Below are 12828 nucleotides of genomic sequence, written 5' to 3'. Positions count from 1 at the left end.
CGTCATCCGACGGCCTGCTCTGCAGGCCGTTTTTTTGCAAATTTCCAACGTTTTGTTACGTCTGATAAGGGTAAATAGGCGGTAAAGACCCTTTGCCTGGCTGCGCAGAGTACTTATCGTTCACGCTCTCCAGGAAAGTGACCCTTCGAACATGTCCGCTACCCGTTTCGCGTCGCGTTTTTCCCGCCCATGGTTGATCGCCCTGATCGTGCTGGCCATCGTCCTGCTGCTCTGGCTGGTGCTGCCGGGCAAGCCCAAGGGCAAACCCGAGCCGGCAGGGCCCTGGGGACGTGACGAGGGGCCGGTGCCGGTGCGAGTGACCGAGGCCCGCCTGGGCGACTTCAATGTCGAACTCAAGGCCCTCGGCACGGTGACCGCGCTGAATACGGTGAACGTGCGCGCCCGGGTCAACGGCGAACTGGTCAAGGTGCTGTTCGAGGAGGGCCAGCTGGTCAAGGCCGGCGACCTGCTCGCGCAGATCGACCCGCGGCCGTATCAGGTGGCGCTGCAGCAGGCCGAAGGCACCCTGGCGCAAAACCAGGCGCAGCTGCAGAACGCCGAGATCGACCTGGCCCGCTACCAGGGCCTGTATGCCGAGGACTCCATCGCCAAGCAGACTCTGGATACCCAGGTCGCGCTGGTCGGCCAATACCGCGGTACGGTCAAAAGCAACCAGGCCGCAGTCGCCGATGCCCGCCTCAATCTCGAATTCACCCGCGTGCGTGCGCCGATCGCCGGACGCCTGGGTCTGCGCCAGGTGGACACCGGCAACCTGGTCACCAGCAGCGATACCACGCCGCTGGTGGTAATCACCCAGGTGCAGCCGATTGCCGTCAGCTTCACCCTGCCCGAGGGCGACTTGCCGCCGGTACTGAGCCGCGTGCGCAAGCAGGAAAAACTGCTGGTACAGGCCTGGGATCGCGGCGAGCAGCAGGTGCTGGCTGAGGGCAGCCTGCACAGCCTGGACAACCAGATCGACACCGCCACCGGCACGGTCAAGCTCAAGGCGCGTTTCAGCAATGACGCCGAGCAGCTGTTCCCCAACCAGTTCGTCAATGTGCGCCTGCGCGTGGAAACCCGTGGCGGCGCCGTGCTGATCCCCTCGGCAGCGCTGCAGTACGGCGCGCGCGGCAGCTTCGTGTTCCTCCTCGGTGCGGACAACAAGGTGCAGGTGCGCAGCGTCACCGTGGGTGCCAGCGACGGTGCCACCACCCTGGTCAGCGCGGGCCTGGTGGCCGGCGAGCGGATGGTGCTGGAGGGCACCGACAAGCTCAAGGAGGGCAGCGAAGTACAGGTCATCGATGACAGCGGCAAGCCGGTGGAGGCCGCCAAGCAGGCGCCGGCGAAGAAAGACGCATGAACGCCTCGCGCCTGTTCATCCTGCGCCCGGTTGCCACCACCCTGCTGATGGTGGCGATCTTCCTCACCGGCCTGATCGCTTACCGGCTGCTGCCGGTGGCGGCGCTGCCGGAAGTGGATTACCCGACCATCCGCGTGTTGACCCTGTACCCGGGCGCCAGCCCGGAGGTGATGACCAGCGCGGTGACCGCGCCGCTGGAACGCCAGTTCGGCCAGATGCCCGGGCTCAAGCAGATGTCCTCGACCAGCTCCGGCGGTGCCTCGGTGATCGCCCTGCGCTTTGCCCTGGACATCAACCTGGATGTTGCCGAGCAGGAAGTGCAGGCGGCGATCAACGCCGCGAGCAATTTGCTGCCGAGCGATCTGCCGGCGCCGCCGGTGTACAACAAGGTCAACCCGGCCGACACCCCGGTGCTGACTCTGGCGATCAGCTCCAAGACCCTGCCGCTGACCGAAGTGCACGACCTGATCGATACCCGCATGGCGCAGAAGATCGCCCAGATCAGCGGCGTCGGCCTGGTCAGCCTGGCCGGCGGACAGCGCCCGGCGGTGCGCATCAAGGTCAACCCCGAGGCCCTGGCCAGCCACGGCCTCAACCTGGCCGACGTGCGCACCCTGATCACCGCCAGCAACGTCAACCAGCCCAAGGGCAACTTCGACGGCCCGACCCGGGTCTCGCAACTCGACGCCAACGACCAGCTGCGCTCGGCCAGCGAGTACCGCGAGCTGATCCTCAAGTACGAGGGCGGCGCGCCGCTGCGCCTGCAGGATGTCGCGAGCATCGCCGACGGCGCCGAGAACGAGCGCCTGGCGGCCTGGGCCGACCGCAACCAGACCGTGCTGTTGACCATCCAGCGCCAGCCCGGGGCCAACGTCATCGAGGTGGTCGACCGCGTGCAGCGCCTGCTGCCGCAGATCACCGCCGCGCTGCCGGCCGGCCTGGAGGTCAAGATCCTCACCGACCGCACCCAGACCATCCGTGCGGCAATCAAGGACGTGCGCTTCGAACTGATGCTGGCCATCGCCCTGGTTGTGCTGGTGACCTTCCTGTTCCTGCGCAAGCTGTCGGCCACCATCATCCCTTCCATCGCCGTGCCGCTGTCGCTGATCGGTACCTTCGGCGTGATGTACCTGGCCGGCTTCTCGGTCAACAACCTGACGCTGATGGCGCTGACCATCGCCACCGGCTTCGTGGTCGACGACGCCATCGTCATGCTGGAGAACATCGCCCGCCACCTGGAGGAGGGCGAGACCCCGCTGAACGCGGCGCTCAAGGGCGCGCGGCAGATCGGCTTCACCCTGATCTCGCTGACCTTCTCGCTGATCGCCGTGCTGATTCCGCTGCTGTTCATGGCGGATGTGGTGGGGAGATTGTTCCGCGAGTTCGCCATCACCCTGGCGGTGGCCATCCTGATTTCCCTGGTGGTGTCGCTGACCCTCACGCCGATGATGTGTGCGCGCCTGCTCAAGGCCGAGAAGGAGGAAGAGCAGGGGCGTTTCTACAAGGCCAGTGGTGCCTTTATCGACGGCCTGATCGCCCGCTACGGTGTCGGCCTGCAGTGGGTGCTCAGGCACCAGCCGCTGACCCTGCTGGTGGCCCTCGGCACCCTGGTGCTCACCGTGCTGCTGTACCTGGCGGTGCCCAAGGGCTTCTTCCCGGTGCAGGACACCGGGGTGATCCAGGGCATTTCCGAGGCGCCGCAGAGCATTTCCTTCCAGGCCATGAGCGAGCGTCAGCAGCGCCTGGCCGAGGTGGTGCTGGGCGATCCGGCGGTGGCCAGCCTGTCGTCCTACATCGGCGTCGACGGCGACAACCCGACCCTCAACAGCGGCCGCCTGCTGATCAACCTCAAGCCGCACCATGAGCGCGATGCCGACGCCAGCGCGGTGATCGAGCGCCTGCGTCCGGCGCTGGCCAAGGTGCCGGGCATCCAGCTGTACCTGCAGCCGGTGCAGGATCTGACCATCGAGGATCGGGTCAGCCGCACCCAGTTCCAGTTCAGCCTGGAGTCGCCCAGCGCGCCCCTGCTGGAGGAGTGGACGCCCAAGCTGGTCGAGGCCCTGGCCCAGCAGGCGGAACTGCGCGACGTGGCCAGCGACCTGCAGAGCAGCGGCCTGCAGGTGTTCCTGCGTATCGACCGCGACGCCGCCGCACGCCTCGGCGTGAGCGTCAGCGCCATCGACGACGCGCTGTACGACGCCTTCGGCCAGCGCCAGATCTCCACCATCTTCACCCAGGCCAGCCAGTACCGCGTGGTGCTGGAGAGCCAGGGGGCCGGCGAGCTGGGCCCCGAGGCGCTGCGGCGTATCCACGTGGCCACCAGCAGCGGCGGCCAGGTGCCGCTGTCTTCGCTGGCGCGGGTCGAGGAGGGCGCCGCGGCGCTGCTGGTCAACCATATCGGCCAGTTCCCAGCGGCCACCCTGTCGTTCAACCTGGCCGAAGGCGTGTCGCTGGGCCAGGCGGTGGAAGTGATCGAACGGGTGGAACAGGAAATCGGCCTGCCGGCCGGCATCCAGAGCCAGTTCCAGGGCGCCGCCGAGGCATTCCGCGCTTCGCTGTCGAGCACCCTGCTGCTGATCCTGGCGGCGGTGCTGACCATGTACATCGTGCTGGGCGTGCTCTACGAGAGCTACATCCACCCCATCACCATCCTCTCCACCTTGCCGTCGGCCGGGGTCGGCGCACTGCTGGCGCTGCTGCTCAGCGGCAACGACCTGGGCCTGATCGCCATCATCGGCATCATCCTGCTGATCGGCATCGTCAAGAAGAACGCGATCATGATGATCGACTTCGCCCTGGAGGCCGAACGCCACCAGGGCATGACACCCGAGGCGGCGATCTACCAGGCCGCGTTGCTGCGCTTCCGGCCGATCCTGATGACCACCCTGGCCGCGCTGTTCGGCGCCGTGCCGCTGATGCTGGCCTCCGGCTCCGGTGCCGAGCTGCGCCAGCCGCTCGGCCTGGTGATGGTCGGCGGTCTGCTGCTGAGCCAGGTGCTGACCCTGTTCACCACGCCGGTGATCTACCTGTGGTTCGATCGCCTGTCGCGCCGCTTCATTGGCCGTAGCGCGGCGGGAGTGACACTGGGTTGAACATCTCGGCGCCGTTCATCCGTCGGCCGGTGGCGACCCTGCTGCTGAGTCTGGCGATTCTCCTGCTTGGCGGGGTGAGCTTCGGCCTGCTGCCGGTGGCGCCGCTGCCGAAGATGGATTTCCCGGCCATAGTGGTCACTGCCACGCTGCCGGGCGCCAGCCCGCAGGTGATGGCCGCCACCGTGGCCACGCCACTGGAGCGCTCGCTCGGCAGCATTGCCGGGATCAGCGAGATGACCAGCCGCAGCAGCCAGGGCAGCACGCAGATCGTCATCCTGTTCGACCTCGAACGCGACGTCGACGCCGCCGCCCGCGAGGTGCAGGCGGCCATCAACGCGGCGCGCAACCTGTTGCCCAGTGGCATGCGCAGCATGCCGACCTACAAGAAGTTCAACCCCTCGCAGGCACCGATCATGGTGCTGTCGCTGACCTCCGACGTGCTCGACAAGAGCCAGCTGTACGACCTGGCGTCCACCGTGATCGCGCAGAAGCTGGCCCAGGTGCAGGGCGTCGGGCAGATCCAGATCGGCGGCAGCTCGCTACCGGCGGTGCGGGTGGAGCTGCAGCCGCGCCTGCTCGACCAGTACGGCATCGCCCTCGACGAGGTGCGCACGGCCATTGCCCAGGCCAATCAGGATCGACCCAAGGGCGACGTGGCCGATGCCAGCCGCCAGTGGCAGGTGCAGGCCAATGACCAGATGCGCAAGGCGGCCGACTACCAGCCGCTGATCATCCGTTACCAGAACAATGCGGCAGTGCGCCTGGGCGATGTGGCCAAGGTGCAGGACTCGGTGGAGAACCGCTACAACGCCGGTTTCTACAACGACGAGAAGGCCGTGCTGCTGGTGGTCAACCGCCAGCCCGGGGCCAACATCATCGAGACGGTGGAGGGCATTCGCGCCCAGCTGCCGGGCCTGCAGGCCATGGTGCCGGCCAGCGCCACCCTGGAAGTGGCGATGGATCGCTCGCCGGTGATCCGCGCCACCCTGCACGAGGCCGAGCGCAGCCTGCTGATCGCCACCGCGCTGGTGATCCTGGTGGTGTTCGCCTTCCTCGGGCGCTGGCGCGCGGCGCTGATTCCGGCCCTGGCAGTACCGGTGTCGCTGGTCGGCACTTTCGCCGTGATGTACCTGCTGGGCTTCTCGCTGAACAACCTGTCGCTGATGGCGCTGATCATCGCCACCGGCCTGGTGGTGGACGATGCCATCGTCGTGCTGGAGAACATCTCGCGGCATATCGAGGCCGGCGAGAAACCCATGGCGGCGGCCTTCAAGGGCTCGCGCGAAGTCGGTTTCACCCTGCTGTCGATGAACCTGTCGCTGGTCGCGGTGTTCCTCTCCATCCTGTTCATGGGTGGCATAGTCGCCAGCCTGTTCCGCGAGTTCGCCATCAGCCTGGCCGCGGCCATTATCGTGTCGATGCTGGTGTCGCTGACCCTGACGCCGATGCTCTGCGCGCGCTGGCTCAAGGCCGACAGCGGCGCCGAGCGCGAACCCGGGCGCCTGCAGCAGTTCGGTGCACGCCTGCAGGAGCGGGTGCTGGCCGGTTACGGGCGCAGCCTGGAGTGGGCGCTGCGGCATTCGCGGCTGACCCTGGTCAGCCTGCTGGCGACCATCGTGCTCAACGTGGTGCTGTTCGTGCAGGTGCCCAAGACCTTCATGCCCGAGCAGGACACCGGCCAGTTGATCGGCTTCGTGCGTGGCGACGACGGCCTGTCGTTCCAGGTCATGCAGCCGAAGATGGAGGTGTTCCGCCGCGCCTTGCTGGCCGACCCGTCGATCCAGAGCGTGGCCGGTTTCATCGGGGGCGAGAGCGGCATCAACAACGCCTTCCTGGTGGTGCGCCTGAAACCCATCGCCCAGCGCGACCTGTCGGCCCAGCAGGTGATCGAACACCTGCGCGAGAGTCTGCCCAAGGTGCCGGGGGCGCGGCTGATGCTGATGTCGGATCAGGATCTGCAGTTCGGTGGCCGCCAGGGGCGTAGTTCGGAAAACGAATACGTGCTGCTGGCCAGCGAGATGGACGCCCTCAACCACTGGCTGCCCAAGGTGCGCGATGCCCTGGCCAAGCTGCCGGAGCTGACCGATATCGACGCCAAGGAAGGCGAGGGCGCCCAGCAGATCCGCCTGGTGGTCGAACGTGCCGCGGCGCAGCGCCTGGGCGTGGACATGGCGATGGTCACCGCGGTGCTCAACAACGCCTTCAGCCAGCGGCAGATCTCCACCATCTACGACAGCCTCAACCAGTACAGCGTGGTGATGGAGGTCAATCCGCAGTACGCCCAGTACCCGGAGACCCTGGAGCAGGTCAAGGTCATCACCGAGGCTGGCGAGCGCGTGCCGCTGTCGAGTTTCGCCCACTGGGAACGCAGTCTGGAGGACGACCGGGTCAACCACCAGGGCCAGTTCGCCGCCGAGAGCATCGGCTACTCGCTGGCCGAAGGGGTGACCCAGGAGCAGGCCAACCAGGCGATCCGCCAGGCGGTGGCCAGGGTCAACCTGCCCACCGAGGTGCAGGGCATCCTCGGCGGCACCGGCGGCCAGTTCGAGAAGGAGGCCAAGGGCCAGCCGGGGATGATCCTCACCGCGCTGCTGGTGGTCTACATCGTGCTCGGCATCCTCTACGAGAGCTACATCCACCCGCTGACCATCCTCTCCACGCTGCCGTCGGCCGGGGTCGGCGCCTTGCTGGCGATCCTGCTCACCGGCGGTCAGTTCACTCTGATCTCCATGCTCGGCCTGTTCCTGCTGATCGGCGTGGTGAAGAAGAACGCCATCCTGATGATCGACCTGGCCCTGGAACTGGAGCGCAACGAGCAGCTGAGCCCGCAGGAGTCGATACGCCGCGCCTGCCTGCTGCGCTTCCGGCCGATCCTGATGACCACCCTGGCTGCGCTGCTGGGCGCCTTGCCGCTGCTGCTGGGCATGGCCGAAGGCGCCGAGATGCGCCGCCCGTTGGGCCTGACCATTGTCGGCGGGTTGATCCTCAGCCAGCTGCTGACCCTCTATACCACCCCGGTGGTCTACCTCTACCTCGACCGCCTGCGCCACTGGGTCAACCGTCGGCGCGGCGTACGCAGCGATGCCGCCCTGGAAACTCCGCTATGAAAAACGCTCGCCTTTCGGCCATTGCCCTGGCCCTGCTGCTGGCCGGTTGCGCTGTCGGCCCCGACTATCAACGCCCGGATAGCGCCAGTGCCAGCCACTACAAGGAAAGCGCCGGCTGGAAAGCCGCCGCGCCGGCCGATACCGCGCTGCGCAGCGACTGGTGGCAGCTGTATGGCGACGCCGAGCTGGATGGGTTGATCAAGCGCCTCAACAGCAACAACCAGAACCTGGCTAGTGCCGAGGCCCAGTACCGCCAGGCGCGGGCCCTGGCACGCGGCGCGCGGGCCTCGTTCTTCCCCAGCCTGAGCCTGGACACCGGGGTGACCCGCGCCGGCCAGGGCGGCGGTGACAGCACCATCGGCACCACCGGCGGGGTCAGCGTCAGCGGCTCGAATGCCGCGCAGATCTCCAAGACCTACGACGCCAGCCTGGGCGTGAGCTGGGAGCTGGATATCTGGGGCAAGCTGCGCCGCCAGCTGGAGTCCGACAATGCCAGCGCCGAGGCCAGCGCCGCCGACCTGGCTGCGGTGCGCCTGAGCCAGCAGTCGGAACTGGTGCAGGATTACCTGCAGCTGCGCGTGCTCGACCAGCAGAAGCGCCTGCTCGATGAAACGGTGGCCGCCTACAAACAGGCCTACCGCATCGCCGAGAACCAGTACAAGGCCGGCATCGTGCCCAAGTCCGACGTGACCCAGGCGCTGACCCAGCTGAAAAGCACCGAGGCCGATGCGGTCGACCTGGAATACCAGCGTGCCCAACTGGAGCACGCCATCGCCGTGCTGGTGGGAGTGGCGCCGGCCGATTTCAGCCTGGCCGTGCAGAACCAGGTGCCGGCCCTGCCGACGGTGCCGCAGAGCCTGCCGTCGACCCTGCTGGAGCGCCGCCCGGATATCGCCGCGGCCGAGCGCCGGGTGATCGCCGCCAACGCCGACATAGGCGTGGCCAAGGCCGCCTACTACCCGGATCTGACCTTGTCCGCCACCGGCGGCTACCGCAGCGGCAGTTTCAACGACTGGATCAGCACGCCCAACCGTTTCTGGTCGATCGGCCCGGCCTTCGCCATGAGCCTGTTCGACGGCGGTCTGATCAGCTCCCAGGTCGACCAGGCCGAAGCCGGCTATGACAAGACCGTGGCCGATTACCGGCAGACCGTGCTCGACGGCATGCGCGAGGTAGAGGACTACCTGGTGCAGCTGGCCGTGCTCGAACGCGAGAGCCAGGTGCAGCAGGAAGGCCTGGACGCGGCCCGCGAGTCGCTGCGGCTGATCCTCAACCAGTACAAGGCCGGCACCGTGGAGTTCACCGACGTGGTCAGCGTGCAGACCACCGCGCTGTCCAGCGAACGCAGCCGCCTGACCCTGCAGGGCAGTCGCCTCACCGCCAGCGTGCAGCTGATCGCCGCTCTCGGTGGCGGCTGGGATGGCGTGACCACCCCTGCCGAGTAGTCAGTCGCGCTCTGGCGCGCCCAGCGGGAACAGGTGGCGGTAGGGCCGCGCCTCGTCCACTGCACGGGCGAACGACGGTCGTGCCAGCAGGCGCTGGCGATAGGCGCGCAAGGTGGCGAACTCGGCACCGATCGGCTCTATCCAGTCGGCATAGAACAGCGCCGGCGCGGCGGCGCAGTCGGCCAGGCTGAAGGTGCTGCCGGCGGCCCACTGCCGGCCGTCCAGGCGCCCGTCGAACCAGCGGTAGGCGGTTACCAGCAGCTGCCTGGCCTGGGCCACGCCAAAGGTATCGCGCTGTTCGGCCGGGCGTAGCTGGTCGAACACGCAGGCCTGCATCGGCGTGGAGACGTACAGATCGAAGGCTCTATCCATGAAACGGACTTCCAGCGCCGCCGCTGCCTCCTCGGGCAGCAGGTTGCTGGTTCCGGGGTAATGCTGTTGCAGGTACTCGATGATGATGCTCGACTCGCTCACCGCCCGCTCGCCATCGAGCAGCAGGGGGAAACGGCGGAATGGCCAGTGCGCCTCCAGCTCGCTCATCGCCTGCGGGTTGTCCGGGCTGAGCAGGCGGTAGGCGAAGGGCGTGGCGTTCTCGTAGAGGGCGATCAGCACCTTCTGGCAGTAGGACGAGAAGGGGTGGGCATAGAGCTGGAGGGCCATGGTGATTCCCCGTGGGCTGGCGGCATGCGCTGAGCATAGTGCCGAGCGCTTCCTCCAGTAGTCGTTGTCGCCGCGGCGATTTCGACAGCCGTCAGGCAGCTTCTTCCTGCAGCCAGTCGAGCAGGGCGCGCAACGCCGGCTGGCGCTCGCGGCCGGGGATGCACACCGCCCGGTAGCGTGCGCCGCGTACCTGCACCGCCGCGCGATAGGGCTGCAGCAGGCCGCTGGCCAGGGCGTCGGCGGCCAGTACCGAGCTCGCCAGCACCAGGCCCTGCCCGGAAATCGCTGCCTGCAGGGCGTAGTGCTCGTCCGGGTAGTCGCGGCGCGGGGCGCTGCGCAGCCAGTCCTCGGCGGCCAGGTCGATCCAGTCCTGCCAGTCCGGCAGCCCCTGCAGCGGTGTGCCCCAGCTCATGCCGATCAGTGCGCAGCTGTGCAGATCGCTCTGGGCCAGTAGGGCCGGGCTGGCATAGACGGCGAAGTGCTCTTCCATCAGCGGGGTCAGGTGCAGCTCGGGGAAGTCCTCGAAACCGCAGCGGATTGCCACGTCGACGCTGGCGTCGCGCTGCAGGTCGATCAGCTCGTTGCCGGTTTCGATACGCACGCGGATCTGCGGGTGGCGCTGGTAGAAGCGCCCCAGGCGCGGAATCAGCCACAGCGCGGCGAAGGCCGGGGTGGTGTTGAGGCTGATGCAGTTGTCCTGCAGCGCCGGGCGCAGGGCCTGCAGGCCGTGGCTGATGTCCTGCAGGGCGCCATGCAGACTGCGCTGCAGACGCTGGCCCTGCTCGGTCAGGCGTACGCCGCGGCCCAGCCGTTCGAACAGCAGCACACCCAGCCAGTTCTCCAGGCCGCGCACCTGATGGGACACCGCCGTGGGCGTGACGCTGAGCTCCTCGGCGGCGGCCTTGAAGCTGGCCAGGCGCGCGGCCGCTTCGAAGGTGCGCAGGGCGGCAAGGGGCAGACGGGCGAACATGGCTTTTCCTCAGATGAGATAGGTTCATCTGACAAGACCATAGGTCATTTGTCCAGCAGCAGGCTGCGCCCTAGATTGCCGGCATCGGCGGAGCCCTTCGGCTCCCCTCTGGAGAGAGCCATGCAAGGAACCAAGAGAAAGCTGCTGCAGGCCGTGCTCTACGAGCTGGTCGGCGCACTGTTCGTCTCGCCGGCGATCGCCTGGGCCTTCGACGAGAGCCTGGCCTATTCCGGCGCCCTGGCGCTGCTGTTGTCGCTCTGCGCGCTGCTCTGGAACATGCTGTTCAACAGCCTGTTCGAGTACTGGGAAGCACGCCAGGCCAGCCGCAGTCGCGGCCTGCGCAGGCGCATCCTGCACGCGACCGGTTTCGAGGGCGGTCTGGCATTGCTGCTGGTACCGCTGATGGCCTGGTGGCTGGGCATCAGCTGGGCCGAGGCATTCATGGCCGACCTCGGCCTGCTGGCGTTCTTCTTCGTCTACGCCTTCGTGTTCCAGTGGGCCTTCGACCTGGCGTTCGGTGTACCGGAATCGGCCAGGGAGCTGCCCGCCTGCTCGGCAAACGGATGAGTGCTGATCATCTTTCAGCGCAGCTGCAGGAGCATGTCCGCCAGCACGCCATGGCGGATCTGCCGCAGCAGGCGCAATTCGCCGGCTGTCAGGTTCTGGGCCAGAGCCTGCTCCAGCAGCTGGTCGGCGGCTCCCGGCAGGTTTTTCAGCAGGCCGTCCAGCAGGCGCCCGGCCACGCTGCCGGGCAGGCCGAGCACGGCGCCGAAGGCCAGCACGTCGGCCCGCGTCAGTTCGGCAAAGCGGCGGGCCTGGCCCATCGGCCAGGACAGTTCGGCAGTTCCCCAGGCGTTGTCCCGCGCATAGACGCTGGTGCTCAGCAGGTCGTAGTGCGGGGTCAGCTCCACGCCACTGGCACCGACGAAGAACGACAGGTTCTTCAGGTGCGCATCGTTGTTGCCCAGCAGGGCATTGAACAGCGCCCAGCGGAACAGCAGCTGGCGGCTCAGGGCTTTGCTGCGACAGTGCTCGACCAGCTGCTGCAGGGTTTCCAGGGTGGCCATGCGGTACTTGTAGGTGCGGTCGAGCGACAGCAGCTGGCAGGCATCCAGCACATGGCGGCGCTGCAGCCGGCCATTGCCGAGCGGCTGGCGGTCGAAGCGCTGCACCAGGTACACCGGCTGCGGTACACGGCGCAGTTCCACGGCTGGCACCGGCAGCTTGAGCGTCGCGGCCAGGGCCATGACGAACCATTCGTTGGCCGCGCTGTGCGGGTAGTTGTCGCGGTCGGGGTGATCCGGCTTGAGGATATGGGTGGACGGCTCCTGGCCAACCGGCTCGAACAGCTCGCCGCCCTGCATCACTAGGGCCAGCTTGTGCTGGGCTCCGGCCAGGGACATGCGCTTGGGTGCGGCCTGGCCGAGGGATACCCGCGGCAGGTTGTCGATGCGCCGGGACAGCTCGGCGTTGGCCAATGGCTGCAGCTGGCTCGCCGGCATGGGTTGCTCGGGCGGCAACAGGGTCAGCGCTCCGGCCGACTCGGCGCCGTAGTAGGCGAGCAGGGCGAAGGCATCGGCGACGTCCACCTGCGCATCCTGGGCTAGCAGGGTGCGTGCCTGTTCCTCGGGCAGCAGGTTGTCGAAGAACCACTGCACCGGACGCAGGCTGGCACCATCGCGGATTTCTCCGGCGGCGCGTGGCAGTTGTGGCGCCAGGTCGAAGGATTCGCTAGCGTTCAGCCAGGCCGGGTCGTAACGAAACAGCCAGAGGTTGTCCTGCTCGCCGAGCAGGCCCACCGCCTGTTCATTGAACCAGACCCGCAGCTGCCTCATGCCTCATCTCCCGGCTGCTCGGGGACTTCCAGGAGCACCCGTACTCCCAGCTCACCCAGCAGGCTGAGCACCTTGCCCAGCTGCACGGTGCCTTTGCCCAGTTCGACGTCGCGCAGGAACATATGGCTGGCGCCGATGATGGCGGCCATGTCGTCCTGGCGAATACCTTGTTGGCGGCGCAGGACGCGGGCGAGGGTGCCGATATCGGCAGGGCTGTGGACGGGAATCAGCGGCATGGCGATCTCCAAATCTAAGCTTTGGCTTAGATTAGTTGAGCCTCTGGTCGTTTTTCAAACAAATCTAAGCTTTGCCTTAGATTTTCTGCCCGCAGAGAGCTGAACAGGATAAATCTAAGCCAT

The 12828-nt window shown here is 67.2% G+C and carries 9 protein-coding genes; 5 read left to right on the top strand and 4 right to left on the bottom strand.

Annotated elements, in window-relative coordinates:
* Positions 1-151: 151 nt before the first annotated feature.
* From A9179_RS10910 to A9179_RS10895, 4 genes are read left to right on the top strand one after another with little or no spacing between them, the layout of a single operon-like run.
* A complete protein-coding gene (locus A9179_RS10910) occupies positions 152-1360 on the top strand; it encodes an MdtA/MuxA family multidrug efflux RND transporter periplasmic adaptor subunit (protein ID WP_187805826.1) in 1209 nt (402 codons plus the stop codon).
* Positions 1357-4452 (top strand): MdtB/MuxB family multidrug efflux RND transporter permease subunit, encoded by a 3096-nt coding sequence (locus A9179_RS10905; protein WP_187805825.1) that lies wholly within the window; start codon positions 1357-1359, stop codon positions 4450-4452. The genes A9179_RS10910 and A9179_RS10905 overlap by 4 nt, the downstream gene beginning before the upstream one ends.
* A complete protein-coding gene (locus A9179_RS10900; protein ID WP_187805824.1) occupies positions 4449-7559 on the top strand; it encodes an efflux RND transporter permease subunit in 3111 nt (1036 codons plus the stop codon). Before A9179_RS10905 ends, A9179_RS10900 begins: the two co-directional genes overlap by 4 nt.
* The gene (locus A9179_RS10895; RefSeq protein ID WP_187805823.1) at positions 7556-9004 is read left to right on the top strand and encodes an efflux transporter outer membrane subunit; all 1449 of its coding nucleotides are present in this window, start codon (positions 7556-7558) and stop codon (positions 9002-9004) included. The genes A9179_RS10900 and A9179_RS10895 overlap by 4 nt, the downstream gene beginning before the upstream one ends.
* Here A9179_RS10895 and A9179_RS10890 read toward each other — a convergent pair whose 3' ends face one another.
* Together A9179_RS10890 and A9179_RS10885 are read right to left on the bottom strand one after the other, a co-directional pair.
* Positions 9005-9664, bottom strand: coding sequence for a glutathione S-transferase family protein (locus A9179_RS10890; protein ID WP_187805822.1), 660 nt, complete (start codon positions 9662-9664; stop codon positions 9005-9007).
* A 91-nt stretch (positions 9665-9755) separates the two neighbouring features.
* Positions 9756-10634, bottom strand: a complete 879-nt coding sequence (locus tag A9179_RS10885) for a LysR substrate-binding domain-containing protein (RefSeq protein WP_187805821.1) — start codon at positions 10632-10634, stop codon at positions 9756-9758.
* A 120-nt stretch (positions 10635-10754) separates the two neighbouring features.
* On the opposite strand from A9179_RS10885, the gene A9179_RS10880 reads away from it, so the two are divergent.
* On the top strand, positions 10755-11201 hold the full coding sequence (locus A9179_RS10880) for a PACE efflux transporter (RefSeq protein ID WP_187805820.1): 447 nt from the start codon (positions 10755-10757) through the stop codon (positions 11199-11201).
* Positions 11202-11215: 14 nt separating this feature from the next.
* On the opposite strand, the gene A9179_RS10875 is transcribed toward A9179_RS10880, so the two are convergent.
* Positions 11216-12469 (bottom strand): HipA domain-containing protein, encoded by a 1254-nt coding sequence (locus tag A9179_RS10875; RefSeq protein ID WP_187805819.1) that lies wholly within the window; start codon positions 12467-12469, stop codon positions 11216-11218.
* On the bottom strand, positions 12466-12705 hold the full coding sequence (locus A9179_RS10870) for a helix-turn-helix domain-containing protein (RefSeq protein WP_187805818.1): 240 nt from the start codon (positions 12703-12705) through the stop codon (positions 12466-12468). Before A9179_RS10870 ends, A9179_RS10875 begins: the two co-directional genes overlap by 4 nt.
* Between the last annotated feature and the right edge of the window lie 123 nt (positions 12706-12828).

Source organism: Pseudomonas alcaligenes (assembly GCF_014490745.1).
Classification (GTDB): Bacteria; Pseudomonadota; Gammaproteobacteria; order Pseudomonadales; family Pseudomonadaceae; genus Aquipseudomonas; species Aquipseudomonas alcaligenes_C.
The sequence above is the reverse complement of the archived record's forward strand: the minus strand, read 5'-3'. Positions and strand labels throughout refer to the sequence as shown.